This window comes from Alteromonas sp. G4i13 (assembly GCF_054960505.1).
This window is the reverse complement of record NZ_JBHNYX010000018.1, coordinates 60681-87189: the sequence shown is the minus strand read 5'-3', so window position 1 is coordinate 87189 and position 26509 is coordinate 60681. Positions and strand designations below refer to the sequence as shown.

Sequence of the window (26509 nt, the reverse complement as noted above, 5' to 3'; positions counted from 1 at the left end):
AAAGCCCTTACGGGCTTTTTTTAAAACTAAACGCCAGAACTATTTAGCATTGGTGCTTTCAAAGATTTTATCTGCCGATGCGGCAACAAAGCCTTTGTAAAGCTTGCCATCAGGCATCTCATAGCGTTGTGCGAACTCATAGAAGCAGCTTGGAATGGCCACAGTTTCGTCGCTGAACGCCACGTCAGCACGGTCAGCCATGGTTGACGATTGCGCTAAAAATACGTCTGGGCCGCCTTTAATTTCGCCGCCAGAAGTATTAAGCACGAAACCTGCTTCTTTAAGCAGCGTATTTACGTCAGTAAGTTCGTTAGTACGAGTTAAGTGGTTCACACTTACAGTAAAGTGATTTGCGCGGAATCCCCACGCGGCCATCCACGCAGCGTATTCTGATTCGTTAAGCAGTGTGTCGTACTCTGCTTTCGACACGTCCCAGTGTTTACCCGAATACAAAAAGTTGTCTGCATCCACAACAGATTCAGGCATTTGATCTACAAGCTTTTTAATAATTGTTTGAGCTGTCTCAGAAAGCTCGTTTACACGAAGCTCACTAATGAATACTTTTGGTTTAGTATCGTCAGGGTGCTCAAAGTGCTTCGCAGTAAGCTTTTTCGCTTCGAAGTCATAGTCGCCCTTAGCTTCATAACCCAATGCTAGGAAGTGTGCTGCAAGCTTATCTAAGCGAGTTTTGTCTAGAGCAAAAGTTCGAAAAGCTACATGATCGTTAACGATGTCGTTCGTGTTTTCTTCACCCGCTAACAGAGCATGAATTTTATGCGCAGAGGGGGTGATGGTCACGTAATCGTCCCACATGTTGCTAAACAACGTATCAATGTTGCTATGCATGGTAGTAGGGTCCTTTCTGTCGTTGACTATTTTAAAACGAATAGTTCGTATAGGGTTGGTACTAAACTGGCCGACACAAAAGTTGCATCGGCCTTTTTATAACGTGAAAAACTTAAGTTACATCGACAAACCAGGGCTTAATTTGCCTGGCATAGTGACTTTATCAAGTTCAACTGATGCAACTGGGTATGCACAGTAGTCGGCTGCGTAAAACGCGCTTGCTCTGTGGTTACCACTGTCGCCCACACCACCAAACGGCGCAGCACTACTAGCACCCGTGATAGGTCTATTCCAGTTTACGATGCCCGCGCGAATGCGTGCGAAGAAATAGCGATAATCTTCTTCGTTGTCGCCAAGAAGACCTGCTGACAAGCCAAAGCTAGTGTTATTAGCTTCTTCAATCGCAGCGTCGAAATCGCTGTAACGGATCACTTTAAGCAGTGGACCGAAGTGTTCTTCGTCCGGCAGTGAGGCAAGCATGTCAGTAACATCAATAATGCCAGGAGTAGCAAAACCTTTGTTTTCGTCTTTTTGTTCAAGGCGAACTAATACTTTACCGCCAAGGTTTTCAAGTTCTCGCTGTGCTTTCACCATAAGAGCAGCGGCATTGCTTGAGATCATTGCGCCCATAAATGGCTGATCTTCAGCGTCATAATCACCCACTTTAATATTTTTGGTCACTTCGATTAAGCGAGCAAGAATTGCATCACCTTGTGCATCGGCTGGTAAAAATAGGCGACGTGCACACGTACAGCGCTGACCGGACGTAATGAAAGCAGATTGAACGATGTCATGTACGGCAGCATCAACATCAGCCACATCCTTAACGATGAGAGGGTTGTTACCACCCATTTCAAGAGCCAAAATTTTACCTGGGTGACCTGCGAACTGCTCGTGCAAGATTTTTCCTGTGCGTGAGCTACCCGTAAAGAAAAGACCATCGATATCGTTATGCGACGCCAAAGCCTTACCTGTTTCAACTTCACCCTGTACTAAGTTGAGTACACCCGCTGGGAGGCCAGCAGCATCCCATAACTTCACCATTTCTTGTGCAACCATAGGCGTCAAATCGCTTGGTTTAAACACAATTGTGTTACCTGCAATAAGGGCTGGAACAATGTGTCCGTTTGGCAGGTGGCCAGGGAAGTTGTATGGGCCAAATACAGCAACAACGCCGTGAGGCTTGTGTCGAATGAAGGCTTTACCTACAGGCATTGGGTTTTCAACGTTACCCGTGCGTTCGAAATAGGCTTTTTCAGAAATACCAATTTTGCCCATCATGGCACCAACTTCAGTGGCAGTTTCCCACTCTGGCTTGCCCGTTTCTTTAGCCATAACTTTGGCAAGGTGCGCTTTAGCTTCTTCTAGCTTAGTGCCATAAACCTTAATAATTTCAAGACGCTCTTCAACGGTTTTCATGCTCCATGCTGGAAGTGCAGCACGAGCAGCGTTAATTGCGTCATCAATTTGAGAGGCTGTCGCAGACTTACCTTCCCAAATCACTTCGTTTTTTGCAGGGTCAATTGACGCTAAGTCATGACCTTGTCCGGCAACCCATTCACCGTTGATAAAATGTGTATGTAGCATAGTGGGTGTCCTTTTAATCTCTGAATGTAACGGGGGCGAAGCGTACGTGCTCTCCCTCTTTGACATTCAATGCAGCAGCGGCTTGGCGAGATAGCACGGCAACTTGCTTTTCTTCGCTTACCGTCATCTCGGTGGCAACTGCACGAAAATCAGATACTGATGTATTAATGATGTAGTGCGTTTGCCCTTGGGCAGCAGCGCTATCGTCAATTACTACAGGCAGTTTTAAACTCGACTGAGCCGTGCGGATGTGGCTTAAGTTTGCTTCTACCGTCGGGCCTGCGTCGAAAATGTCTACGTAGCCGCGGCAAGAAAAGCCTTCTTCTTCAAGAAGCTGAAGAGCAGGGCGTGTTTTGTCATGGACTTCGCCAATGACTTCCTGCGCTTCTTTGCTAAGCAGATTTACGTATATCGGGTACTTCGGCATAAGTTCAGCAATAAACACTTTATTACCAATGCCAGTTAAGTAGTCGGCAGTAGGAAAATCCATAGAGAAGAAATGGGTTTCCAACCACTCCCAAAACGGTGAGCGTCCTTCTTCGTCACTCACACCGCGCATTTCAGCAATAACTGTCTCTGAGAAGCGTTCACGGTGCTCCATCATGAACAAGAATCGAACCTTTGAAAGGAAGCGGCCGTTTATGCCGCCGCGGGCTTGTTCGCGAAGAAACAGCGTACATATTTCAGTAACACCGGTGTAGTCATTACAAAACGTTAGAATGTCTACCGTGTTGTGAATGTTAAGCTCGCGCGAGGCGTGCACTACTTTGCTTAGGTGGTAATGATAGAACGCATCGTCTATACCAACAGCCGCTTCAATACCTGTTGTTCCCACTACCTGTCCGGTAGTGGTATCTTCCATTACAAACAAGTATGACTCATCGCCAGGTTCGGTTACGTTTAGTTTGTTAAACGCAGTTTCTGCACGATCAATTTTACGCTGCAGCAACTCGTCGTTGACAGGTAAAGACGTAAAGCCAATACCTGATTCAACGGCGATTTCTTTAAGCGCGTTATAGTCGGCCTTCGTGATAGGGCGAATGATATTCATGTTCGCTACTCGTGTTGTAATTATTCGGCGTTTACAACGGCAGCAACGGCGCGTTCAAAACGTGCAAGACCTTCTTTGATGTCTTCATCAGGAATAACCAGTGAAGGTGCAAAACGAATAACGTTCATGCCAGCAACAAGACACATAAGGTTCTCTTTCGTTGCAGCCATCATGAAGTCACGTGCACGGCCCTGATATTTCTCATTTAACGCACAACCTAACAGCATGCCTTGACCACGTACTTCTTCAAATACGTTGTACTTTTCATTGATAGCACCTAGTAGTTCACGGAATAGGGCTTCTTTCTTAAGTACACCTTCAAGCACTTCTGGCTGGTTCACGATATCTAACGCTTTTTCCGCAACAGCACAGGCTAGTGGGTTACCACCGTAAGTACTACCGTGGGTACCTGGCTTAAGGTGTGCAGCGATGTCTGCTGTGGTAAGCATGGCACCAATTGGAAAGCCGCCACCAAGAGATTTTGCGGTAGTTAGGATATCAGGTGTTACGCCAAGACCCATGTAGGCATAAAGGTGACCAGTACGACCAACACCCGACTGAACTTCGTCAAAAATAAGTAATGCGTTGTGCTTGTCACAAAGCTCGCGAACGCCTTTTACGAAATCTACATCAGGTGGAATAATACCGCCTTCACCCTGAAGCGGTTCCATCATTACCGCGCAGGTTTTGTCAGAAATTAGCGCTTCAAAGGCAGCTAAATCGTTGTAGTCACAGTGGTCAACAGCGCCTGGCTTAGGACCAAAACCGTCAGAGTAAGCAGCTTGACCACCTACTGTTACGGTAAAGAAGGTACGGCCGTGGAAACCTTTGTTGAAAGCGATGATTTGGTTTTTGTCTTCACCGTGCTTGTCCAGCGCCCAGCGACGAGCTAGCTTCAATGCTGCTTCGTTCGCTTCTGCGCCTGAGTTTGCGAAGTAAACTCTATCTGAAAACGTTGCGTCATTTAGCTTTTTAGCTAAACGAAGGGCTGGCTCGTTAGTGAAAACGTTGCTTAAGTGCCAAAGCTTGCTGCCTTGTTCATTAAGAGCTTTCACAAGCTCTGGGTGACAGTGACCTAAAACGTTAACTGCAATACCGCCTGCAAAGTCGATGTACTCAGCTCCATCTTGATCCCATACGCGTGAACCTTCACCTCGAACAGGTACCATACCTGCTGGGTTATAGTTAGGAACCATTACATCATCAAATGTAGCGCGAGTTACGTTCATCTTTGTTACCTCTGCGTTGGGCGCCAATCACACTGTGTGATTTGGCTTATCGAATCTATGAGCACATTTTAGTACTACTTTGGTCGATAAGCGTTAATTGGGCGCGTAAAAACTAATCGGATTTGTTCAACAGTATGCCATTTTTTTTAACATTTGTCTTCTATGCAAAGGGCTGCAGCCCTTTATTTATAAGGACTGTGGCTTAATTTGCAGGAAAAGTGAATAACTATTAACTACTGGGCTATATCAATTAGTAATAATCAATTTTTGCGCTGAGAAAAGGGCTGCATACGGGTTTTAATGCACTGTGAGGCAATAAAAAAGGGGGGATAGGACTGGAAGCCTTACCTGTTTAATGTCGCTAAAAACGGGCAAGGCATTGAGCAACCGTCAATAATTTGGGGCATCATGCACATGAAATGAAAAAGGTGCATAACGAGTGCATGAATATCCACTAAAAAATTAATGATTCTCTTCGTTTTTCACCAAAGGAAGGGTGAAAATATCAATGGTTTTGAGTTTTTCGAGTGCACCTGCAGGGTAGCGTTGCTCCATGAAAAGCGGCTTTACTTCTTTCATTTCAACAAGCTTTAACTGATGTAACATCCGAATTTGTGTGTAGGTTCGGGCTTGATGAAGTACCTTACTGAGTGTTTTAGGCTGTGCGGGTACTTTATCGGCACACGCTCGCATAGGTTCTGCAATAGGCAAGCGCATTAAATGCATCCACTCCAGAATATCCGCGCTGATTGCATCTGCGAATTCTTGCTGTAGTGCAATAAGGTGGTTGGCTGAAGGAGCCACTTTGAGTAGCGCTTCATGTCGCTTTTGCTCTTTGTCTTTCTGGCATTCTTGCAACAGATGTAGCTGAATTTTATCGAACAGTTTGAAGTAAAGTCTTGTTACGACACAACGCCCCAAATTACTAAGCATCGCAAGGGTATAAGCCTGGTTTTTGTTTAGATCCGTAAGCGCTGCAAGGCGTTTCGCCGTTATGGCAACGCCAGTCGTATAAGGCGTAAGCTTTTGTTTAATTAGCGGGTAAGGGTCGGTAATCTGAGGCATAGCACGCTTTAAGATGAGCGACGGTATCAATGTGCGTAGGTTTTCAATACCCAAAAAGCTCAATGCTGTGCGCAGTGTCTCTACAACAATGATACGCCCACGGGAGTCTTTGCGTCTAAATTGTGGAGTATTCACCACAACGATCAGTTCATCATAAAGCCATGGCATGGTTGCGGCAATTGGCTCTAGTTTCGAAACCGAGCATGCTTTCACGGAAAGTGCATCAAGAAGCTCGCCGATATTTTCGGGCAAGTTAAGTACGTTTTGAACGAGCTCGTCGGTATAGCTTAGCTGCTCTGTTAATTCACCTAGAAGGATCTCGTGAAGATGGTGACTCACTGATTCAAGGTATGACGCTTCGGTTTTCTCTTGAAGGCGCTTGTTTTCAATCGCCACTTTTTCAACGTGCAGTAGCAGCCTGCGCGCATCACCTTGCTCCGATTGCTCGAAGCTTACTTCTCCCACCTTGCGCCTTCCTAGCATTTCCAGCACTCGCTCTGGCGATATGATCATATTTTCAAAACGATCATCTATCGTGGGCGGTGTGGTTGCCCCCATTGTCATATTAAAAGCACTCCTGCTCATAACTTTTTGGTGAACGGCAATATTATCGTACATCAGGGGCCTTTATTACTTTCGCTACGGTAATGATAAAAATGGTAGCTACTGCTTGAAAGCAAGCCTTATTTACCCTGCAACTGTTGATATTGCGTGTGCGATGCTTCGTATAATCTTTATTCAGCGCATTGGCTAAAACGAATTATGAAAAGTTAAACGAAAAATCAGTGAATTGCGAGTAATTCTGGCCTTCAAGCGTAACCTTTTACGCTATAAAAGCGTATCGGCATCAAACTCGTATACTTAAATTGATTTAAACTGAAGAAATGCATCCAGTACGCTATGACCGTGTTCGGTAAGCAGTGACTCGGGGTGGTACTGCACGCCCCAAATAGGATGATGGTTATGGGAAATTGCCATGATTTCCTTTGTGCCCTTTGCGGTTTCACACCATGCATCAACACTCAGTGAGGCAGGTAGCGATGCGGGATCTAAAACCAATGAGTGGTAGCGCGTCACGTTAAACGGGTTAGGTAAGCCTTTGAACAGGCCACTGTTGCGGTGTGTTAGGGGTGAAATTTTTCCATGCTTAATCTCTTGTGCACCTACTACCTTGGCACCAAACACTTGACCTATAGCTTGATGACCCAGGCATACACCTAAAATAGGAATCTTGCCTGCAAAATGTTCAATCGCAGATAAGCTGATGCCCGCTTCGTTAGGCGTGCATGGTCCCGGTGAAATAACTAACTGTGAAGGCGCTAAGCGAGATATGTCGTCTAAGGTCAGTGCGTTATTTCGCACCACTTCAACGTCGACGCTGAGCTCAGTGAAATACCGAGCGAGGTTATGAGTGAACGAATCGAAGTTATCAATTAACAGCAACACAGCAGTGCTAGTCCTTGGTATTTCTAAGTTGCGAAGGTTTTAGCCATGAAGGATTAAATGAACCCTTCATGGCGTGTAGCAAGATGTTGGAATTCGGCTGTTATGGCTTTGGAATAAAGCCGACTGCTTTGTATACCTTAGCCAAAGTTTCAGCCGCTCGCGCTGACGCTTTCTCAGCACCCTGACGCATTACGTCGTCAAGATATGCTCTGTCTGCGCGAATTTCAGCATAGCGGGCCTGAATGGGTTCAAGTAGAGCAACCACAGCGTCTGCAACATCACCTTTAAGGTGGCCATACATTTTGTCAGTATATTCAGGCTCAAGCTCTTTAATTGATTTACCCGTCGCAAGTGAAAGTAGGGTCAGTAAGTTAGACACGCCTGGTTTTTCAGTTGGGTTAAAGTAGATATTAGCTTGCTCGTCAGAGTCGGTCACGGCACGTTTGATTTTCTTGGCCAACTTCTTAGGATCTTCTAATAAGCCGATGAAGTTATTCGGGTTGTTGTCAGACTTAGACATCTTCTTTTCAGGCTCTTGAAGGCTCATGATGCGAGCGCCAAAGTCTGGGATATACGGGTCAGGTAGACGAAATACATCGCCGTATAGATTGTTAACACGTGTAGCAATGTCACGAGTCAATTCAAGGTGCTGCTTCTGATCTTCACCTACCGGTACTTTATCTGCTTGGTATAGCAAAATATCTGCTGCTTGGAGTACAGGGTAGCTGTATAAGCCTACATTAATGTTATTTTCGTTCTTCGCAGACTTATCTTTGAATTGAGTCATGCGATTAAGCTCACCCATTTGGGCGTAACAATTCAATACCCAAGATAGCTGTGCATGTTCAGGCACATGGGATTGCAAAAACAGAGTACTTTTTTGTGGATCAATACCGCAAGCAAGGTAAAGAGAAAGGCCGTCTAGACAAGCTTCAGCAAGCTGCTTAGGGTCTTGTCGTACAGTAATAGCATGCAAATCCACTATCATATATAAGCAGTCGTGGTCGTCTTGCATGGAAACCCACTGTTTAAGTGCACCCATGTAATTGCCAAGGGTAAGTTGTCCTGAAGGCTGACAGCCACTTAATACAACGGGTTTATTACTCATTTCTTTTTACCTGTAATACGTTAAATACTGTGAAAATAAAGCTTGAGAAAATAAAGCTTCAAAAATTATGCTTTAGACAGTGACGCTAGTTCATTGCGCATTTGCTCAATGACATCGCTGTAGTTGGGTTGAGAAAAAATAGCCGAACCAGCCACAAACATATCCGCGCCCGCTTCCGCTATTTCGCGAATGTTATCGACTTTTACGCCACCGTCAATTTCAATTCGAATATCGTAGCCGCTTTCTAATACACGCTGTTTCACCGCGCGCACTTTATCTAAGGTGCTAGGAATAAACTTTTGACCACCAAACCCTGGGTTAACCGACATAATAAGAATGTGGTGCAGTTTGTCCATGACGTGGTCAAGGTAATGTAGTGGCGTTGCTGGGTTAAATACGAGCCCCGGCTTGCAACCTGCATCGATAATAAGCTGTAGAGAGCGGTCTATGTGCTCAGACGCTTCTGGGTGAAAACTAATATAGCTGGCCCCTGCATTCGCGAATTTTCCAATTAAGTCATCGACGGGCTTCACCATTAGGTGCACATCAATGGGAGCTGTAATGCCGTAGTTTCTTAACGCCTCGCAAATCATTGGCCCAAACGTAAGATTGGGTACATAGTGGTTATCCATTACATCGAAATGCACCACATCAGCGCCAGCCTCTAATACCTTTTCTACGTCTTCGCCAAGTCGAGCGAAATCGGCCGATAGTATTGATGGAGCAATTAGGAATGGTTTCATTGCATGTCCTTTCATTCTAAAAACAACAAGGTGCGTTGCCACTTACGTTTCACCTTTGCGAAAGTTTACCCAAATCCGTGCTTCTTTACTATGCAAAGGGTTAATCAGCGTTAATTTCACGGAAATTTAAGATAAACGGACTTTGTCAGAGCGTTGCCCAATTTTGGTGAGCGCGCGTTATGTTGGTGCATTTTTATGCAGCGTTTTTTTGTTTCGGTGACAGCGGGTGATTTTTTTAATTGAAATTATATTTTAAATTTCAATTGGTTAATTTATTTTTTGCGAGTTTTTTTGGTGAACCATAAATGGGCATCAACTTTGCGTTATCCAGTCCAAAAAAGAAAACACAGACAGAAAAAACGAATTACAACAAGTTTGAATTTGACTGGAGAACACACATGAAAACATCTACAAAAAGAACAATACTTGCCGCTGCTATTTCTTCAGCGTGTCTGTTAACAGCCATGCCTAGCTATGCAGAAGGTTCATTCACTGCTAACGCTAGTGCAACCAGTAACTATATTTGGCGTGGTTTAACACAAACCGTTAACGAAGCCGCAGTACAGGGTGGTATCGATTACGCGCATGAAAGTGGTTTTTATGCGGGTACATGGGCGTCGAACGTAAGCTATGCATCAGATGATATTTATTCTTACGAGCATGACGTATATTTCGGATACTCAGGCGAGTCTGACGGCATTGCATATGACTTCGGCTACCTATACTACAACTATGACGCAGAAGCTGAATTCGATTTCGCAGAGATCTACGGTTCAGTAGGCATGGGTGGAGTAAGCGTAACAGTTTATCTACTTGCGCACACCGAAGCTGACGAAGCAGAAGGCCAAGATTTCGGCTTTGGCCAGGCTTACTACGCATCTTTTGATTACACCACAGAAATTTTGAATGGCACTGAGTTGACTCTACATGCTGGTTATCACAGCGGTGACTTTGTTGAAGCTTTCAACTTTGGCGACGGTGAGACTGACAGCTATGCAGACTACGGCGTAAGCATTGCGAAAGATGGTTTCAGCTTTGCTGTAACTGGAACGAACTTAGATGATGTTGGTGCTGACGCACTAGATAACGACGAGTTGAAATTCACTGTAGCTTACTCAGTAGATTTCGAACTTTAAAAGTTAAGTTAAGAGGCCTAAGGATAGGCCTCTTAAATTAAACGTTGAGTACTAAAAGCCTAATGTGTTTTCGTTAGGCTTTTCATTTCTTACAAGCAACGCATTTTTAACTTGTTCGTAACCTGCTTTTGATTATAATGAGATTAATTTTTAAACGAGTGTAAGGAGTATTCAGGATGAAGGTTCTTCCATTTTTTGCGATTTGTGGAGCGGTAGCGCTTGTTAGCGTTGCGGTCACAAGTACGCCAAATTCACACTCGTCAGTATGCGAATTCCAACCCGTTACGGAGTTCAACCCCAAGTTGCCCGCAAGCCATATTCAAAACCAATGTGCCCGTCATCAAGAGGGTGTTGAGGAAGTCAGTTGGCTGTCATGGATAGCGGGGAAATCATCATCTTTCCAATTCCACTTTTTAGACCTACTTGAGTTGATGCACAGCGACGAAGGTAATCGAGATTTCACCTCACCTGCTAACGACACTTAGGGGAAAATTATGCAGTCTGGTACTGGTTTTTGGTCAGTTCTAGGTAGTGTAGTTGCTAGTCTATTTGGTGTTCAGAGCCATAAAAACTACGAACGTGACTTTACTAAAGGCACTTTTATCAGTTTCGCCGTCATTGGCGTAATCTTGGTCGTGCTGTTTGTTGTTACGCTTTTTATGTTCGTTAAATGGTATACGGGCTATAGCGCATAGCAATTGCGTGAATACACATTAAAATCGTATGCGGGTAAGGCGGTCGATGCGCTACCTATAAGACGTTTTTTAGGCACCACACACTAAACTGAAGGGCGGTGAAACGTCTTCTTTTTTCGAGTGTTTCGCTTTGGTGCGACGTTAGCTGGAGGGAAATAAGCCAAAATTTCATCCACAGGCTGTCGCTTTGCACCGTTTTGACTTATCGAACGCTTAACTGACAGCATACTGAAATCTGCCCCGTGATAAAGCGACCGAGTTAGCGGTAAATCGTGATTTGAGATGAGGACGGGTATGCCTCGCTTTTTTGACGCGCGGGTGGCGAGCTCAGCCAGCTTCTCTTGAGATTCTTGTCCGAAGCTTCGCGCCGCATAGCTGGTAAACGCTGCAGTCTTGCTGATAGGAGCATACGGTGGGTCACAATAAATAACATTGCCACGCCTAGCTCTAGAAAAAACCTTTTCAAAAGGAAGACAAGTAAACGTCGCTTTTTGCGATTTTTCCGAAAACACAAACATCTCGTCTTCTGGAAAGTACGGCTTTTTATAGCGGCCAAAAGGTACGTTAAAACGCCCTTGAAGGCTGTAGCGGCATAAACCGTTGTACCCATGTCGGTTTAAATAAAGAAAAAGAATCGCTCGGTAGTATTCATCTTGCGTTGCGTTGAACTCTTCGCGCAAGTCATAGTACATCTTTTCTTCATTGCGACTTCCATCAAAAAACGCGCGTGCATCGTTAATCAGTGCATCGGGCTGCGCTTTAAGGAAATTGTATAAGTTGATGAGATCAGGATTGATGTCATTAAGCAGGTAGCGTTTGTATTGCGTATTCAGAAATACAGATCCGGCACCAACAAACGGTTCAATGAGTTTATTGGCTTGCGGTAATCTGGCCTGAATATGCTCAACCAAGCTGTATTTGCCACCGGCCCATTTTAAAAAAGCCCGGTTTTTTTTCTGCATCATGCTTAAACGTTACTACCTAGACGGAATGAAGACGGTGGTTTTTCCGTGCGCCGCCGTTCCAAGGGAAAGGGTCGTCTTTATACTTTTATGCTGATCAGTATCAGATATCACCACACTAAAGGTAGATTGTAACTTTCATCAGTAAAACGGACAACCAACAAGTGTCGCAAGAACGGAATTTTGCTCATTTACTGGAAATATTATAGCCACACGGTTGTGAAATGACTTAATTTTGCGCTTTGCTCATCTCTGAGAGGATTTGGTTTCCTCGCTTTATAAAAGCATTTTGTTTACCTGGATATTCGGGTAAATTTGTTCGTGCTTGTTGCGCTTGAGATAACGACGTGTAGATTTGCTTGTTAACTACTACAAACCAGTCGCCACCATAGCGCGTCGTTTTATAAATTCGCGTTTGCTCAGTTAGATTGTTTTCTCGTAGGAACTCACTGAGAACAGACTCACTTTTCATCGCTAACAACTGTATAGCGTAGTCATTTTCCCCAATCCAGCCTTCTTGACTCGATTCACTGGCCACTGTGGTTGGCGCTACATTATCGTTGACGCCGTCCGAGTTTGATTTGGCACCTTGAGCAGGTTGTTGATCACGTAGCGCACCGTTGCTAACCACCTCTGAACCATTGGAATCAGTGGTATTATCTCCAATCGGGGCATTCTCAAACTGGTTACTGTCTGCCTGTTCTGAAGATGGCGCAACTTCAGGTAAGGATGAAACCGCATTTTCCCAATTGGTAATCAACGGACCGTTATCTGACGATTCATCAATTAACGAGCCACCAACGTCTACACTATCATCATTGGGCGCGGAAACAAGCTCTACGTTGCCTATTTGGTTGGTTGCTTGAGTTGCTGAGTTTGATGCTGTTGTTTCGCTTTCATCGGTTTCACCATTGCCTATAAGCTTGTTATAAGCAGATCCGGGCTCAACCTGCGTTCTTTCAGGTTCTGGCGAAGGTTGACTAATAGGCGCAAAAATCGATGCTAATTTATCACCGTATTGCCAGTAAATAAGGCCAGAAAACGTAGCAAGGAACACGCATATAACAGCGATATAAAACCACTTAGACTTTAACGGGTTGATAAAAGTTTGCGTATTTTCACGCTGTCTATTTTCTAAATGAGCCTGAAAAGCCTCGCGACGTGAAGCAATCATTTTGTCGAGCTCTGACTCGAAGCTAGGCTGTTCGCTAATGACTGACTGGCTGCTAATTATTAGTGGGGTTTCTGTATTTTTTGCAGGAAGCCACTGCTTGGCGCGCTCAGCCCATTCGTTATTCGCGAACAAAAGCACATTTAAATGCTGTTTGTTACCAGCGAACCGACTTTGCAACACCAAGTCCCATAGTTCTTGCAATAGTGCATCAGGAAGATTGTGGGCTTGGGTGATGGCTATAAGAATTGGACCTTCGTGACTATTTAGGTCGGAAAGTAGTTCGTTTAGAGGCCTAACGAAGCTACCCACCACTTGACCAAGAAGCTGCCGACAAAGTTGTCGACGGTAGTCAGAGGGCTCCATATTTTCTTGTGCAGTTAAATACGCAATCTCGGTATCATCGTGTTGCTGGAAGACAAAGGCTTCAAGGGTCTTTTGTTGTTGAGCAATAGACTCACCACTGACAAAAATCAGCTGAGAAGAGTAATTGACCAAATATTCCAAACGTTCATGCAGTTCACTTTGCATGGGAGTTTGCCCTTATTCACCGTTGCTTTAAAAACTGTCCTGCAACGCATTTCTTTATGATTCCAACTAACGTAGGGAAGTCAAGATAGACGCGTTGCCTGGTTGTCGCGAGGGCTAATGACTAAGAAAGGATGTCAGTAAGAATGGCGTCCGTGACGTCCTTGGTAACAACCGCTTTGCCTATGCCTTGAGGAAGTACAAATCGAATACTGCCAGCTTCCACTTTTTTATCGCGTTTCATATGCTTAACGTAGTCATCCTTTGTCATACTATTTGGGCCTGCAACCGGTAAAGCAAATGCTTCAAATAGCGACGATACGCGTCGTGTTTCTGACGCTTCAAACCACGTTAATGCTTCAGCAGCTTTACAAGCAATTATAGTACCAGCGGCTACCGCTTCGCCATGCAGCCAGTTACCGTAGCCTTGCTCGGCTTCAATAGCGTGACCGAACGTGTGGCCTAAGTTAAGAATGGCGCGTAAACCACCTTCACGTTCATCTTTTGCTACCACGTCTGCTTTGATTTCGCAGCAGCGAGAAATAGCTTGGGTAAGAATTTCAGTATCAAGCGACGTAAGCGCATCTACATTACTTTCAAGCCATTCAAAAAACGGAGCGTCGTAAATGATACCGTATTTGATGACCTCTGCCATGCCAGCAGCAAACTCTCTCGCGGGTAATGTAGCGAGGGTATCAGTATCAATGGCCACATAAACCGGTTGGTAAAAAGCGCCAATCATGTTTTTGCCGAGAGGATGATTTACCGCGGTTTTTCCACCTACTGATGAGTCGACTTGAGAAAGCAAAGTTGTAGGAACTTGAATGAAGGGCACACCGCGTTGGTAAGTTGCCGCAACAAAGCCAGTAAGATCACCAATTACACCACCGCCAAGTGCGATAAGTGTCGTATCTCTTGCAGCGTTTAGCTCAAGAAGGCGTGTCATAACCACTTCGAATTGGGCAAGATTTTTGTGTTGCTCGCCGTCCGGCAAAATAATGGTTTCAACCTGAACATTACCACACGCCGCTTTAGCGGTTTCTAAATACAGTGGGGCAACAGTTTCGTTGGTAACAATGACGGCAAGTGGGCCTTTTATATAGGCACTAAAAAGGCCAGGTTGCGAAAGCAGCCCAGCCTCTATCTGTATAGGATAGCTACGTTCTCCAAGTTCCACAGTTAAGGTTGACATTGGCGTAGCACCTCCTATTACATATTTAATTTATAAACCAATTTTACTGATAATCTGATTCGCTACAGCACGCGCACTTTGGTCGTCTGTATCAACAATGTAATCAGCAACTTCTTCGTAAAGCGGGTTGCGCATTTCTGCAAGATCGCGAAGTACTTGTTCTGGATCTTCGTTTTGTAGCAAAGGACGACGTTTGTCACGTTGTGTACGGGCAACTTGCTTATCGATTGTCGTTTGTAGGTAAACAACGATGCCGCGGGCAGATAAACGATTACGCACAGCTTTAGTTACAATAGAACCGCCGCCAGTAGCAAGTACAATACCTTGCTTATCTGTCAAATCGTTAATGACGTTTTCTTCGCGTTTACGGAAACCGTCTTCGCCTTCAAGGTCGAAGATCCAGGCAATGTCTGCACCCGTGCGGCGCTCAATTTCCTGATCCGAATCAAAAAAGTCTAGGTGAAGTTCGTCTGCCAGATGTCTACCGATGGTACTTTTGCCAGCACCCATTGGGCCAACTAAAAAGATATTACGTTTTTCAGCCATATTTGCTTATATCACAACTTAATCATGTTAGGGGCAGTGCACTGTTGCCTTACCAGCCTACCCATTGACTCGTGCCTATTTAGTGTCCAATAAGCACCACTCCTTAAACCTCGCTTAAATTTCGAGGCGGGGATTATCTCAGTTTCATGCAAGGCGTTGCAAGTTTTGTTACTAACAAATAGCGTATACCTGTAAATTTAGTTACAAAAAAAGGATGAAAACCAAAAAAGCGCACAAAAATGCGCTTTTTTGAAGGCTAAAAATGAGGATTATGGTCTTTCAGTGACTATCTTGGGTGTCACAAAGATAAGTAGTTCTCGTTTTTGCTGAAGTTGTGACGAGTTTCTGAAAAGGGCACCAACGACAGGCAAATCACCAAACAAAGGCACTTTCGACACGCCATCAGAACTGGTTTGTTGGAATATGCCACCTAATACGATGGTTTCGCCGTTTTCTACCAATACCTGCGTTTTAATTTCTTGGGTATCGATGGCTACGGCCTCACCAGTAGACGTAGAAACGGTTTCGCCACGGGTATCTTGCGTAACAACTAAATCCAAAATAATGCGATTATCAGGCGTAATATGTGGCGTAACTTTCAGTGACAAAACGGCTTTTTTGAACTCTACTGAAGTCGCACCGCTAGACGTTGCTTGTACGTAAGGTATTTCCGTACCTTGTTCAATGTAAGCTTCATGCTGGTTAGCAACCGTAATACGAGGACTCGCAATAATTTCGCCTTTGTTTTCAGATTCTAGTGCGGAAAGCTCAAGGTCTAATATGGTGCCATCAACCAAGCTCGCAATTTGAAAGCCAATGCTACCCGCGGCGCTGGTCACAGGCAGGTTCACATTAAGGCGATTATCAATGCTAGGCACTATGCCGCCGGCAATGGTGTCTGCGCCCTCAAGGCTTCCCGACACACCATTATCGTCTTGACGGTCGCTGAAACCCCAACGAACACCAAGCTGCTCGTCTACATCGTCAAGCACAGTAACCATACGGCTTTCAATCAGCACTTGCTTCACTGGAATATCTAACGCATTGATGGTTTTTCTTGCTTCATCAATAGAGGCTAACGTGTCGCGAATAAGTAAAGTGTTGGTTCGTTCGTCTACTGTAACACCCCCTCGCTCAGATAAGATCCCGCCCTCTGTCGACTTTAAGATCGTGGCCAGGGCAGCAGCTTTTGCATAGTTAACAGGAATATTAACCGTATGAAGAGGCGCTAAGTCTGAAACTTGCTTTTTAGATTGAAGGGCTTGGGTTTCACGAGCCGATAGTTCTTCAGCCGGTGCAATTAACAAAATGTTGCCCTCTAAGCGTTTATCCAGACCTTTAACGCGCAAAATCATGTCGAGTGCTTGATCCCACGGAACACCCGACAAACTTATCGTCACGTTTCCTGTTACGGTGTCGGTGGTCACTAAGTTAAACCCATTAACCTGCGCAATAATTTGTAAAACTTGTCTCACAGGAACATCTTGAAAATCGAGTGAAATGGGGTCGCCTGTGTATTTCTTTTCCGCTTCCAAGGCGTCTTGCTGCGCGCTGTCCATTGGCGTTATCGCCATACGAATTACGCCGTCTTTTACCGTATTTTTAACCGTAACTGGGCCCGAATAATTAACTTCAATTCGCGCGCCATCTTTATCTTCGAATGTCTCGATGGTAGAAACCAAGGTACCGAAATCAGTCACATTAAGTTCTACTAATTGGTCTTCGCCTAACTTGGTGTTTGGTAATGTAAGGGATACCTTTCCTTGTGACTCAATAAGCTGAAGTTTTGGCGCTTGGCCCTCAAAACTCACCAGTGTTACAGCGGTATTGTTAGCTGCTTGAGTAAAGTCGATGTTTGTGACCGTGGTGGTAACGGTTGATGCATTTCGTTTAGTATCAGGGTCGACTAACAAAGGCTCTTGGGCTTTTACTGGCGAAACAAATACGGTTAATGAAAATATTGCAGCCACAGCGAAAGCCAGCCAATACCATCTAGGCACTCTACGATTCAGAGATTTGTTAAATATGTATCGTTCGGCCATGCTTACTCTCCCGCCTTCGATGCTGTAGTCATTGTTGTTGTTTTCCTTTGCCAGCAGCCCGCACCATCAGGTAATAACTGTTCAATAGTAATTGAGTCGGTGCTAATTTGCGTAATTTTGCCATAAAACAAGCCGATACGACTCCCTACTTTAGCTTTATGTAATACGCCATCGTTACTTTTCAATAATGCCCACTGCACTCCTTTAACGGCAAAGTTGCCAGTCAGTGCGAGGGCGTCCACGCCATAGGCTTCCAATGCTTCTTTAGGGCGCTGGAAGTTTGGCTGTAAACAGTTTTCTACCCGCGCTTTTGCTACTGGAGCTGCGTTGTTCTTAGGGCGATCGAACGGGCTTCTTAAAGCGCTTGCCGAATAGCTAAAAGGTGGGTGAGTCTTGAATTCTGGATACGGTTCAATTTGTGGCTGAGCACGCTCTTTAACGCTCTGTGTATAGGCATGCAGATCGTCGAGTTTAGGTGAACAGCCTGTTACTAACAATATGATTAAAAGAGATAAAAACGAACGAATCATTGTTCATCTCCTTCAATGTCTGTCGAGTTTTCCGAACGATAAGTTTTCGCCTGCAGCTTCAGCGACAGACCATTTGCTTCACGCTTTATGTCAAAATCGTGAAGCGTAACGATACGAGGTAAATCCGCTACTTTGGAAACGAATTCGCCAAAGTTGTGATAGCCACCGCTTACTTCCATTTCGATAGGTAGTTCGGTATAAAACTCTTTTGGTACTTCTTGTTGCCAGTTAAGCAACTCAAACGTGAGGCCCGATGCGGTACCAACGTAAGTGATATCGTCAAGCAAACCCGGTGTTTCGTTGCTGGTTGGAAGACTTTTCAGCATAGACGAGAAGTCTTCTTTAATTTGCGCGAGTTGGGCTTGGTAAGCTTCTAAATTAGCCGCAATGCGGTACTTTGCTTCGAACTGTAACTTTAGTTCTTGTTCTTTTAATTCAGCCGCATCTTTAATCGGTAATTTGGGGCTTATTAGCATGTAGTAGCTCAACGCACCTACCAATATTGCGACAAACGCCGCCACAACAATGCGAACTTCGTTTGGCCAAATAGCGATTTGTTCAAAGTCGAGTTCGTTGAGTTCTTTTAGTTTTGAAACATCAAACTTCATGGTTATTGCGCCTCACTACTTTCTATTTCTAGGGGAGCAACATTGGGGTTTATCGAAAACGTAAGCGTAAAGTTGCTAATCGCTCTCGCTGCACTGCTGTCAGATTTAATGGTAGAAAGCTCTGCGGCAACGAACACTTTCGAGTTGTCCAGCGCGCGCATAAAGTCGGAAAGACGATTGTTCGAATCACTAGTCCCTTCAATCTCAATACGGTTATTGCTTCTGGTCATAGACTCAAAGGCCACACCGGGAGGAACGAGTTTAGCAAGTTCATCAAATACTATAGGAGCCACATTGCGACTTGCTTGCAGTTGCTCAATTAATGCCATGCGCTGCTCAATGGCATTTTTACTATCTTTAACCTTTTTTATCTCTGCAATTTGCGCATCTAAAACCGCGATTTCCCGTTCAAGGTATTGATTACGCGAGTTTTGATTACTGATTTGCTGGTCGATAGCTTGACCAATGAACCAAAAAATCAATCCTACAATGGCGGCAACGGCAAGTAGCCCTGCCAAGTATTGTTGTTTTTGATGTTGGCGCTGCTTCTCTCGCCAAGGTAGTAAATTTACATGTGCCATGGCGTAAAGCTCCGGCTCGCTAGACCTGCTGCAATCGCAAGCTGTGGTGCAATTTTGCTAAGTCTCGTGGCATCAAGTTTAGGGTTTATCGACATGCTGCTAAACGGATTGAAGCAATCAACCTCTAGGCCTAAGTCTTGTTTTAAAATGTCGACTAACGGTTCAATAGTAGCGGCACCGCCGCTAAACAGTATTTTGGTGGGGCGCTCTGCATGTAGCGTGCTCATATACATTTGTAATGCACGGTTGATATTTTGCTGTAGGTTAGCGGCAAATATAGGAAGCGTATCTTCCACCCAATTTCCAGACAGCGTGCCATCAAGTAGCTGACGCTCTGCGGTTTCACGCTCAACCATATGAATGGCGCTAATATCGTTAATTAGCTGATTTAAGCCAAAGGCGTGCTCTTTGGTGTAGATGACGTCGCCGTTTTTTATTACGCATATTTGAAGTAGCGAGGCGCCCACATTAATACAGCAAAGTGGCATGTCTTCGGTATGAGGCGTATGGAAAAAGTCCATGGCATTGCCGATGGCATAATTTTCCATATCAACAATTTTGGGTTCAAAGTTAGCTTCTCTTGCAAGCAGCAAGCGACTGTCTACCAAATCTTTATGCGCAGCGGTAAGTAATACATTTACTTTTCCAGTGTGCGTTGTGCTTGGCCCCATTTCTTCAAAATCCAAATATACTTCTTCAAGCGGATAGGGAATGAGACTGTCGGCTTCGATCTCAATTTGATTTTCTAAATCGTAATCGCTTTGCTCTGGGTCCATATAGACGATTTTACTGATCACTGACGTACCAGCCACAGCAACATTTGCCAGCTTTAATTTTGTTTTTAGCGACTTTCGAATTTTCTTGAGAGCAATGCTTACTGACTCATAATCTTTAATATCACGCTCAGAGAAAGCGATTTTGTTAATTGGCTCACAGGCATACCCTTGAAGGACGAACCCGTCTTTCGATTGCTCTAACCACACCGCTTTTATTTGACGCGTGCCTATATCTAAGCCCACAATGGGCGGCAGCTTTTTCTTAAACAGCGATTTCATGTGCAAGTGTCCAGTTTCAAAGGTAGTTGCTCTAAAGTACAATGTTACTCTAATAGTCTTATGCGTATGGTTCTAGAGATAACACATACGTATAAAATATACGTCATTTCAACAAAATGTCTTGGTATCCGTTACAGTGAAGTACATCAAACCACTTATTTTATTTAGTTTTCTATCAGGCCTTCTTGGTTTTGCAGCACTGGTAGGTATTTACTTTTATATCAAACCTGACCTACCAAGTGTTACTGTACTTAAGGATGTACGCCTGCAAACACCCATGCAGATATACACCAAAGACGGAAAACTTATTTCACAGTATGGAGTTAAACGGCGGATCCCCGTAAAACTTGAGGAAGTCCCGCAAGAATTAATTAACGCCATACTCGCTACCGAAGACAGTCGCTTCTACGAACACCACGGTATTGACCCCATTGGTATAATGCGTGCTGCAGTAAGTTTAGTCCTTACTGGCGAAAAGCGTCAGGGAGCAAGTACGTTAACCATGCAGCTAGCACGAGGGTTTTTCCTTAGTCGGGAGAAAACCTATATCAGAAAGATCAAAGAGATCTTTATAGCACTGCACATGGAGCAAGAGCTTTCTAAGCAGGAAATTCTTGAGCTGTACCTCAACAAAATCGAATTGGGCCATAGAGCGTTTGGTTTTGGGGCGGCCGCCCAAGTGTACTATGGCAAACCGCTTAACGAACTCTCTTTAGCTCAAATTGCTACTATTGCAGGTCTTCCAAAAGCGCCATCAGTGCTTAACCCTATCAGCGGGCCGCAACGTTCTATCGAACGCAGACGAGTGGTCTTACTTCGTATGCTTGACGAAGAGTACATCACTAAAGCGCAGTTCGATGAAGCTGCCAATGCGCCAGTTTCAGCGAAGAAGCACGGTGCTGAAATTGAAGTGGATGCGCCTTATTTGGCCGACACCATTTATAACGAAATGGTAGAGATTTATGGAAAAGAAGAAGCAGAAACCGGCGGATATCAAGTTTTTGCGACTGCAACGTCAGATCTTCAATTAGCTGCTCAGCGAGCGGTGGTTCGAAATCTTCATGACTATGATGAGCGTCATGGCTATAAAGGCGCCCTTGGCTACTTATGGAATATTCCTAAGCCAGAAGGAAAGGATGACGCGATTCCACAACTTTCATTGAGCTATGACATAAGTGATAAGACAACACGAGAAGAGTGGGATAACGAATCAATCATGCGCGTGCTTGAAGAGATTCCTCACATTAAACCTCTTTTGCCATCGGTTGTTACGAAAGTAAATGAGCAGTCGATAGAAGTGTTGTCTGTAGATGGCAAAACAATAACAGTAGAGTGGGATGGACTAGATTGGGCCCGACGCTACATTACAGACTTTAGGCAGGGTAGTGATCCCAAAACCGCTTCAGATGTGACTCAAGAAGGGGCGGTCATTTATATCAGACAGCAAGAAGGGCAGTGGCGCATTTCGCAAATCCCTGAGGTGAGCGGAGCGTTTATCGCACTTAATCCGAAAAACGGTGCGGTTGAAGCGGTTGTTGGTGGCTACAGCTTTTATCAAAGCCAGTTTAACCGAGCAACACAGGCCAAGCGCCAAGTGGGCTCGAACATCAAGCCTTTCGTTTATTCTGCTGCATTAGACAGTGGCTATACCCTTGCATCCATCATCAATGACGCTCCCATTAACCAATGGAATGCGGCGACGGGTGTAGCTTGGCGACCGCAAAACTCGCCAGCTGAGTACGACGGCCCAATTAGAATGCGTAAAGCCCTTGGTAAATCGAAAAACGTGGTATCGGTTCGACTATTGCGTGGTGTTGGTCTTAGAGAAACGGCCGATTACTTAACACGCTTTGGTTTTAATAAAGACGATATCCCACTTGATGAAACCGTATCCCTTGGGTCGAGTTCACATACGCCGCTTGAAGTAGTAAGAGGTATGTCGGTCATTGCGAACGGTGGCTACTTAGTAAACCCTCATTTTATCAGCAAAGTGCTTGATGAAAACGGCGATGAGCTTTGGAAAGCAAACCCAGTTTGGGCGTGCAATCGTTGTGAAAATCAAAGCGATCCAGAAATACTACCTGAAGACGAAGAAGCCGATATTGAAGCCTTACTTGCCGCTGAACTAAATCAAGATATTTTACTTGGCGACGTCGATGATGACGAAGCTGCAGAAAAAGTGATTGCGCCTCAGGTTATTACTGCTCAAAACGCTTTCTTAGTGGCAGAAATGATGCGAACGGCTGTGAGAGCAAACGGAAATTGGAGCAAGAAAACCTATTGGTTAGGCACCGGCTGGCGTGCTCGTAATATTCTTCAGCGTACTGACATAGCTGGGAAAACGGGAACCACGAATGACTCGCGAGACACGTGGTTCAGTGGTTTCCACAAAGATTTGGTGGCCACCACATGGGTAGGCTTCGACAACATGGGGCGCCAGTTAGGGCGAGCTACGCGAAACCAAAACCTCATTAACAAGAATGCTGAGAAATTCAACTGGATAGGCAACGCCATGATCGGCATTGAAGATGGAGCTAAAGCTGCTGAACCAGCGTGGATCAGATTTATGCAACATGCTCTAGAAAATAAACCACATACGCCTATGCCCGTACCAGAGAATATAGTGCGTGTTCGCATTGATCGTACCAGTGGAAAGTTGACCAGACGAACAGACCATACGACACTATTCGAATATTTCCTGCAGGGAACCGAGCCAACGACTTATGTTCGCGATGACGAAGTGTTGGATCCGGCCACGCAGGATACGACTACTGCGCCTGAGCCAGAAGAAATATTCTAATTACTAAGAGGCACGTTGCACGCGTGTCGCTTCAGGCTTAGGTGATGTATTTGCCTGAACACATTATCGGAAAACCAATGTCAGAAGATTCACAACGATATCTTTATATTCCTCATGCCGGCCCTTCATTGCTGGAAACCCCCCTACTGAATAAAGGTAGTGCCTTCACTGCACGGGAACGTGCGGCGTTTAACCTGACGGGTCTAGTGCCACCAAGGTATGAAACCATCGAAGAGCAGGTTGAACGTGCTTACATGCAATACAGCAGTTTTGACGAAGCACTAAACAAGCATATTTATCTGCGCGCAATTCAAGACAATAACGAAACCTTGTTTTACCGCCTAATTCAAAAGCACATCGATGAGATGATGCCCATCATCTACACCCCTACTGTAGGTGATGCATGTGAGCAGTTTTCAGATATCTATCGCAGTTCGCGTGGCTTGTTTGTGTCGTATGAAGAACGTCACCAGCTTGATGACATTGTTCGCAATGCTACGAAGCGCAAAGTGAAAGTGATTGTTGTGACTGACGGTGAACGCATCTTAGGCTTGGGAGACCAAGGTATTGGCGGAATGGGCATTCCTATCGGTAAACTATCGCTTTACACAGCGTGTGGTGGAATTAGCCCAGCATACACATTGCCCGTAATGTTAGATGTAGGTACTAACAACGAAAAGCTGCTAAACGACCCAATGTATATGGGGGCGCGCCATCCGCGTATTGGACAGGAAGAATACGACGAATTCGTTGATATGTTCATTAATGCTGTGAAGCGACGCTGGCCTGATGTAATGATTCAGTTTGAAGATTTTGCGCAGCCAAATGCTATGCCGTTATTAAACCGCTATCGCAACGACGTGTGTTGTTTTAACGACGATATACAAGGCACTGCTGCCGTTACCCTTGGTACTATTTTGGCGGCATGTAAAACCAAGCAGCAAAAGCTACGCGACATGAAGGTGGTGTTCGTGGGTGCGGGTTCGGCAGGCTGTGGTATTGCTGAAATGCTCATTCAACAAATGGTATTTGAAGGCCTGACTGACGAGCAAGCACGTAAGCAAGTGTTCATGATTGACCGTTTTGGTTTGGTAACCGAAGGCATGGAAGGTCTACGCGACTTCCAACAAAAGCTTCAGCAGAAAAACGCTGACTTGGCTGATTGGACGTTCAGTGGAGATTATGCGTCACTACTTGATGTTATGCACTGCGCGCAGCCAGACGTACTTATTGGTGTTTCAGGTCAGCCAGGCTTGTTCACTGAACAAGTTATCCGTGCCATGAAGCAAGGCTGTGAGCTGCCAATCATCTTCCCGTTAAGTAACCCCTCACGACAAGTTGAAGCGCGTCCTGAGCAAGTGATTGAATGGACAGAAGGTGAAGTGATTATTGCTACAGGTAGTCCGTTCAAGCCTGTAGAGTACGATGGCAAAATATTCCCTATCGCTCAATGCAACAACTCTTACATCTTCCCAGGCATTGGCCTTGGTGTTGTTGCATCTAAAGCGAAGCTTATTAGTGACGAAATGCTGATGGCTGCAAGTAACGCACTTGCTTCAGCGTCGCCATTAGTCAACACGGGTCAGGGTTCACTATTGCCACCCCTTGCTGCCATTGCGGAAATTAGCAGAGAGATTGCTTTTGAGGTGGGTAGAGTAGCGATGGAACAGGGACTTGCTCTTGAAATGTCTGACGACGCATTGCGCGCCAGCATTGAGCGTAACTTCTGGAAAGCAGAGTACCGCCCTTACAAGCGGGTAAGCATCTAGTATCCGTTAACGTTATAAAAAAGCAGGCTTAGCCTGCTTTTTTTGTACTTGTGAGCAACGCTTTCACCATGACTTACAACCCAAAAGCTGAAGTAAGCCACCGTCTCACTGCTGGAACTTCATCCATTTCGCGGCCGAACTCCAACCAAATGTAATATGGTGTTGCCTATGCGCAACATTTCCTATGTGTTGCTCATATGCATTCTCGTTAATAAGCTCCTAACCTACTGTTATTAATGGTTTATTTTTTGTTGGCACAATGATTGATATACCTCTTTATAGTTACAACAAGGAGCAAGGGGTGTTATTGATGACCACGTTAAAAAACAAGGTAAGTCCTTTCTACGCGCGAATTATTAAGCGCTCATTCTCTACGTCATTAGTTATGGCCGCTCTTGCAACACTCTCAGCTTGCGACGCACCTAATGTTGATGTTGCAGCACAAGATGAAAAGGCTGCTAAAACGGCTGCTAGTACAGTTTCAGAAAGCCTAGTAGATGAGCAAAGTGAAATGTTTGCTTATCTGGATGAGTCCGACTTAATTGATGCCTACTACGAGGTTAAGTAATTCGCGGCTAATCCTTTTTACACGCTATCGATTCTGCCTCGGTTATCGCTGGCATAAAGCTTTATAGCAACTATCGATAGTTCCAGTTTGCGGGCAACGGACTGCTCGCCTTTTATTCATAAAGCCGCGCTCTGGATAAAGCTAAAGCGCGGCTTTTTTATGTCAATAAACGTATATCGCCGTTTATTAGTCGACACCGTTGAGCTATAAGTCTTTAAAAGCTGTTCTTAGTAGCTATGTATTGCACTAACCTTAACGATAAAGTCATTTAAAGGAATTGCTATGTCGACAGAAAGTAACTACACACCACCAGAAGTTTGGACTCAGGCTGAGGATGATGGCAACAAGTGGGCCAGCATTAATCGTCCTGTGTCAGGCGCTACCCATGAGAAGGCTCGTCCTAATGGTGAACATGGTTTGCAGCTATACTCGTTAGCTACGCCTAATGGTCAGAAAGTTACCATCATGCTTGAAGAGTTGTTGGCAGCTGGCGTGAGCGAAGCAGAATACGACGCTTGGCTGATTAACATTGGTGAGGGCGATCAGTTTTCTTCTGGGTTTGTTGACGTTAATCCGAATAGTAAAATTCCTGCTATGGTCGACACGACAACGTCACCAGAAACCAAGCTATTCGAGTCTGGGTCAATCTTAGTTTACTTGGCGGAAAAATTCGGTAAGTTCATTCCGCAAGACGCCCATGCAAAGGCGGAATGTTTCAACTGGCTGTTCTGGCAGGTGGGGTCAGCGCCTTACTTAGGCGGTGGTTTCGGGCACTTCTACAGCTATGCGCCATATCCAATGGAATATCCTATCAACCGCTTTACCATGGAAACTAAGCGTCAGTTAGATGTGCTAGACAAGCACTTAGCAAACAATGAGTTCATGGCAGGTAGCGAGTACAGTATCGCTGACATGACTATATGGCCGTGGTACGGTAATTTAGTGCTCGGAAATCTGTACGATGCAGCCACTTTCCTTCAAGTGCACGAGTACACCAATTTAGTCCGCTGGGCTAAGCAACTAGAGCAGCGAGAAGGCGTTAAACGTGGCCGTATTGTCAATAAGACCTGGGGTGACGATGGTCAGTTAGAAAACCGCCACAGCGCAAAAGATATCGACGACGCACTCACCAAAGCCTAAATAATGGGGTCAGAGTACATTTAATTTGGGGTCAGAGTACATTACTTTGGTTAATCGCCTTTTTAGCATCAGAATGGCTAACGAAAGGCATCAACATAAAACGGGGTCAGA

Annotated in this window: 24 protein-coding genes; 7 read left to right on the top strand and 17 right to left on the bottom strand. The window is 44.9% G+C overall.

What is annotated here, in order from left to right; translation table 11 throughout:
• Nucleotides 1-39: 39 nt before the first annotated feature.
• From ACFI6J_RS10930 to rpe, 8 genes are all read right to left on the bottom strand, one after another.
• Nucleotides 40-846: a DUF1338 domain-containing protein gene (locus ACFI6J_RS10930; protein WP_370244578.1), complete on the bottom strand. Its 807-nt coding sequence runs from the start codon at nt 844-846 to the stop codon at nt 40-42.
• A 117-nt stretch (nt 847-963) separates the two neighbouring features.
• Entirely contained in the window at nt 964-2433 is a 1470-nt protein-coding gene (astD, locus tag ACFI6J_RS10925) for a succinylglutamate-semialdehyde dehydrogenase (RefSeq protein ID WP_462586122.1), read from the bottom strand.
• A gap of 13 nt (nt 2434-2446) precedes the next feature.
• On the bottom strand, nt 2447-3484 hold the full coding sequence (gene astA / locus ACFI6J_RS10920; RefSeq protein WP_462586120.1) for an arginine N-succinyltransferase: 1038 nt from the start codon (nt 3482-3484) through the stop codon (nt 2447-2449).
• 20 nt (nt 3485-3504) lie between these two features.
• Nucleotides 3505-4713 (bottom strand): aspartate aminotransferase family protein, encoded by a 1209-nt coding sequence (locus tag ACFI6J_RS10915; RefSeq protein ID WP_014978113.1) that lies wholly within the window; start codon nt 4711-4713, stop codon nt 3505-3507.
• A 462-nt stretch (nt 4714-5175) separates the two neighbouring features.
• Nucleotides 5176-6342, bottom strand: a complete 1167-nt coding sequence (locus tag ACFI6J_RS10910; RefSeq protein ID WP_014975475.1) for an HDOD domain-containing protein — start codon at nt 6340-6342, stop codon at nt 5176-5178.
• 297 nt (nt 6343-6639) lie between these two features.
• Nucleotides 6640-7224 (bottom strand): anthranilate synthase component II, encoded by a 585-nt coding sequence (locus ACFI6J_RS10905; protein WP_014975476.1) that lies wholly within the window; start codon nt 7222-7224, stop codon nt 6640-6642.
• A gap of 100 nt (nt 7225-7324) precedes the next feature.
• Nucleotides 7325-8332, bottom strand: coding sequence for a tryptophan--tRNA ligase (gene trpS / locus ACFI6J_RS10900; RefSeq protein WP_039225099.1), 1008 nt, complete (start codon nt 8330-8332; stop codon nt 7325-7327).
• A gap of 65 nt (nt 8333-8397) precedes the next feature.
• Nucleotides 8398-9075, bottom strand: coding sequence for a ribulose-phosphate 3-epimerase (gene rpe / locus ACFI6J_RS10895; protein WP_462586118.1), 678 nt, complete (start codon nt 9073-9075; stop codon nt 8398-8400).
• Nucleotides 9076-9380: 305 nt separating this feature from the next.
• Between rpe and ACFI6J_RS10890 the strand changes: the two genes are divergently transcribed.
• The 3 genes from ACFI6J_RS10890 to ACFI6J_RS10880 all read left to right on the top strand — a co-directional run bounded on the left by ACFI6J_RS10890 (nt 9381) and on the right by ACFI6J_RS10880 (nt 10906).
• Nucleotides 9381-10211 (top strand): TorF family putative porin, encoded by an 831-nt coding sequence (locus ACFI6J_RS10890; protein WP_081099323.1) that lies wholly within the window; start codon nt 9381-9383, stop codon nt 10209-10211.
• A gap of 176 nt (nt 10212-10387) precedes the next feature.
• A complete protein-coding gene (locus tag ACFI6J_RS10885; RefSeq protein ID WP_014948027.1) occupies nt 10388-10696 on the top strand; it encodes a hypothetical protein in 309 nt (102 codons plus the stop codon).
• Nucleotides 10697-10705: 9 nt separating this feature from the next.
• Nucleotides 10706-10906, top strand: coding sequence for a DUF2970 domain-containing protein (locus ACFI6J_RS10880; protein ID WP_014948028.1), 201 nt, complete (start codon nt 10706-10708; stop codon nt 10904-10906).
• An 83-nt stretch (nt 10907-10989) separates the two neighbouring features.
• Here the strand turns inward: ACFI6J_RS10880 and ACFI6J_RS10875 are convergent, their stop codons facing one another.
• The 9 genes from ACFI6J_RS10875 to pilM all read right to left on the bottom strand — a co-directional run bounded on the left by ACFI6J_RS10875 (nt 10990) and on the right by pilM (nt 20121).
• Complete coding sequence (locus ACFI6J_RS10875) at nt 10990-11871, bottom strand: Dam family site-specific DNA-(adenine-N6)-methyltransferase (RefSeq protein ID WP_039231082.1); 882 nt, start codon at nt 11869-11871, stop codon at nt 10990-10992.
• Nucleotides 11872-12097: 226 nt separating this feature from the next.
• Nucleotides 12098-13570, bottom strand: coding sequence for an SPOR domain-containing protein (locus ACFI6J_RS10870; RefSeq protein ID WP_462586115.1), 1473 nt, complete (start codon nt 13568-13570; stop codon nt 12098-12100).
• 121 nt (nt 13571-13691) lie between these two features.
• Entirely contained in the window at nt 13692-14759 is a 1068-nt protein-coding gene (gene aroB, locus ACFI6J_RS10865) for a 3-dehydroquinate synthase (RefSeq protein ID WP_156077807.1), read from the bottom strand.
• Nucleotides 14760-14789: 30 nt separating this feature from the next.
• Nucleotides 14790-15305, bottom strand: coding sequence for a shikimate kinase AroK (aroK, locus tag ACFI6J_RS10860; protein WP_014948032.1), 516 nt, complete (start codon nt 15303-15305; stop codon nt 14790-14792).
• Nucleotides 15306-15574: 269 nt separating this feature from the next.
• The gene (locus ACFI6J_RS10855) at nt 15575-17347 is read right to left on the bottom strand and encodes a type IV pilus secretin PilQ (protein ID WP_014948033.1); all 1773 of its coding nucleotides are present in this window, start codon (nt 17345-17347) and stop codon (nt 15575-15577) included.
• A gap of 2 nt (nt 17348-17349) precedes the next feature.
• Nucleotides 17350-17877: a pilus assembly protein PilP gene (locus tag ACFI6J_RS10850; protein ID WP_014948034.1), complete on the bottom strand. Its 528-nt coding sequence runs from the start codon at nt 17875-17877 to the stop codon at nt 17350-17352.
• The gene (locus ACFI6J_RS10845; RefSeq protein ID WP_014948035.1) at nt 17874-18485 is read right to left on the bottom strand and encodes a type IV pilus inner membrane component PilO; all 612 of its coding nucleotides are present in this window, start codon (nt 18483-18485) and stop codon (nt 17874-17876) included. Before ACFI6J_RS10845 ends, ACFI6J_RS10850 begins: the two co-directional genes overlap by 4 nt.
• Before the next feature lie 2 nt (nt 18486-18487).
• Nucleotides 18488-19066 (bottom strand): PilN domain-containing protein, encoded by a 579-nt coding sequence (locus ACFI6J_RS10840; RefSeq protein WP_014948036.1) that lies wholly within the window; start codon nt 19064-19066, stop codon nt 18488-18490.
• Nucleotides 19054-20121, bottom strand: a complete 1068-nt coding sequence (gene pilM / locus ACFI6J_RS10835) for a type IV pilus assembly protein PilM (protein WP_462586113.1) — start codon at nt 20119-20121, stop codon at nt 19054-19056. The genes ACFI6J_RS10840 and pilM overlap by 13 nt, the downstream gene beginning before the upstream one ends.
• Nucleotides 20122-20257: 136 nt before the next feature.
• On the opposite strand from pilM, the gene ACFI6J_RS10830 reads away from it, so the two are divergent.
• From ACFI6J_RS10830 to yghU, 4 genes are all read left to right on the top strand, one after another.
• Nucleotides 20258-22921 carry a penicillin-binding protein 1A gene (locus ACFI6J_RS10830; protein ID WP_462586111.1) on the top strand — a complete coding sequence of 888 codons (2664 nt, stop codon included), beginning with the start codon at nt 20258-20260 and terminating at the stop codon, nt 22919-22921.
• 77 nt (nt 22922-22998) lie between these two features.
• Entirely contained in the window at nt 22999-24690 is a 1692-nt protein-coding gene (locus ACFI6J_RS10825) for an NAD-dependent malic enzyme (protein WP_014978126.1), read from the top strand.
• A 310-nt stretch (nt 24691-25000) separates the two neighbouring features.
• Nucleotides 25001-25258 (top strand): hypothetical protein, encoded by a 258-nt coding sequence (locus ACFI6J_RS10820; protein ID WP_069943618.1) that lies wholly within the window; start codon nt 25001-25003, stop codon nt 25256-25258.
• Nucleotides 25259-25540: 282 nt separating this feature from the next.
• Nucleotides 25541-26398, top strand: a complete 858-nt coding sequence (gene yghU / locus ACFI6J_RS10815) for a glutathione-dependent disulfide-bond oxidoreductase (protein ID WP_462586108.1) — start codon at nt 25541-25543, stop codon at nt 26396-26398.
• Nucleotides 26399-26509 lie beyond the last annotated feature (111 nt).

Coding starts and splice junctions, on each gene's coding strand:
- ACFI6J_RS10930 (WP_370244578.1), bottom strand. CDS start 846: ATGCATAGCAACATTGATACGTTGTTTAGCAACATGTGGGACGATTAC.
- astD (WP_462586122.1), bottom strand. CDS start 2,433: ATGCTACATACACATTTTATCAACGGTGAATGGGTTGCCGGACAAGGT.
- astA (WP_462586120.1), bottom strand. CDS start 3,484: ATGAATATCATTCGCCCTATCACGAAGGCCGACTATAACGCGCTTAAA.
- ACFI6J_RS10915 (WP_014978113.1), bottom strand. CDS start 4,713: ATGAACGTAACTCGCGCTACATTTGATGATGTAATGGTTCCTAACTAT.
- ACFI6J_RS10910 (WP_014975475.1), bottom strand. CDS start 6,342: ATGACAATGGGGGCAACCACACCGCCCACGATAGATGATCGTTTTGAA.
- trpS (WP_039225099.1), bottom strand. CDS start 8,332: ATGAGTAATAAACCCGTTGTATTAAGTGGCTGTCAGCCTTCAGGACAA.
- rpe (WP_462586118.1), bottom strand. CDS start 9,075: ATGAAACCATTCCTAATTGCTCCATCAATACTATCGGCCGATTTCGCT.
- ACFI6J_RS10890 (WP_081099323.1), top strand. CDS start 9,381: ATGGGCATCAACTTTGCGTTATCCAGTCCAAAAAAGAAAACACAGACA.
- ACFI6J_RS10885 (WP_014948027.1), top strand. CDS start 10,388: ATGAAGGTTCTTCCATTTTTTGCGATTTGTGGAGCGGTAGCGCTTGTT.
- ACFI6J_RS10880 (WP_014948028.1), top strand. CDS start 10,706: ATGCAGTCTGGTACTGGTTTTTGGTCAGTTCTAGGTAGTGTAGTTGCT.
- ACFI6J_RS10875 (WP_039231082.1), bottom strand. CDS start 11,871: ATGATGCAGAAAAAAAACCGGGCTTTTTTAAAATGGGCCGGTGGCAAA.
- ACFI6J_RS10870 (WP_462586115.1), bottom strand. CDS start 13,570: ATGCAAAGTGAACTGCATGAACGTTTGGAATATTTGGTCAATTACTCT.
- aroB (WP_156077807.1), bottom strand. CDS start 14,759: ATGTCAACCTTAACTGTGGAACTTGGAGAACGTAGCTATCCTATACAG.
- aroK (WP_014948032.1), bottom strand. CDS start 15,305: ATGGCTGAAAAACGTAATATCTTTTTAGTTGGCCCAATGGGTGCTGGC.
- ACFI6J_RS10855 (WP_014948033.1), bottom strand. CDS start 17,347: ATGGCCGAACGATACATATTTAACAAATCTCTGAATCGTAGAGTGCCT.
- ACFI6J_RS10850 (WP_014948034.1), bottom strand. CDS start 17,877: ATGATTCGTTCGTTTTTATCTCTTTTAATCATATTGTTAGTAACAGGC.
- ACFI6J_RS10845 (WP_014948035.1), bottom strand. CDS start 18,485: ATGAAGTTTGATGTTTCAAAACTAAAAGAACTCAACGAACTCGACTTT.
- ACFI6J_RS10840 (WP_014948036.1), bottom strand. CDS start 19,066: ATGGCACATGTAAATTTACTACCTTGGCGAGAGAAGCAGCGCCAACAT.
- pilM (WP_462586113.1), bottom strand. CDS start 20,121: ATGAAATCGCTGTTTAAGAAAAAGCTGCCGCCCATTGTGGGCTTAGAT.
- ACFI6J_RS10825 (WP_014978126.1), top strand. CDS start 22,999: ATGTCAGAAGATTCACAACGATATCTTTATATTCCTCATGCCGGCCCT.
- ACFI6J_RS10820 (WP_069943618.1), top strand. CDS start 25,001: ATGACCACGTTAAAAAACAAGGTAAGTCCTTTCTACGCGCGAATTATT.
- yghU (WP_462586108.1), top strand. CDS start 25,541: ATGTCGACAGAAAGTAACTACACACCACCAGAAGTTTGGACTCAGGCT.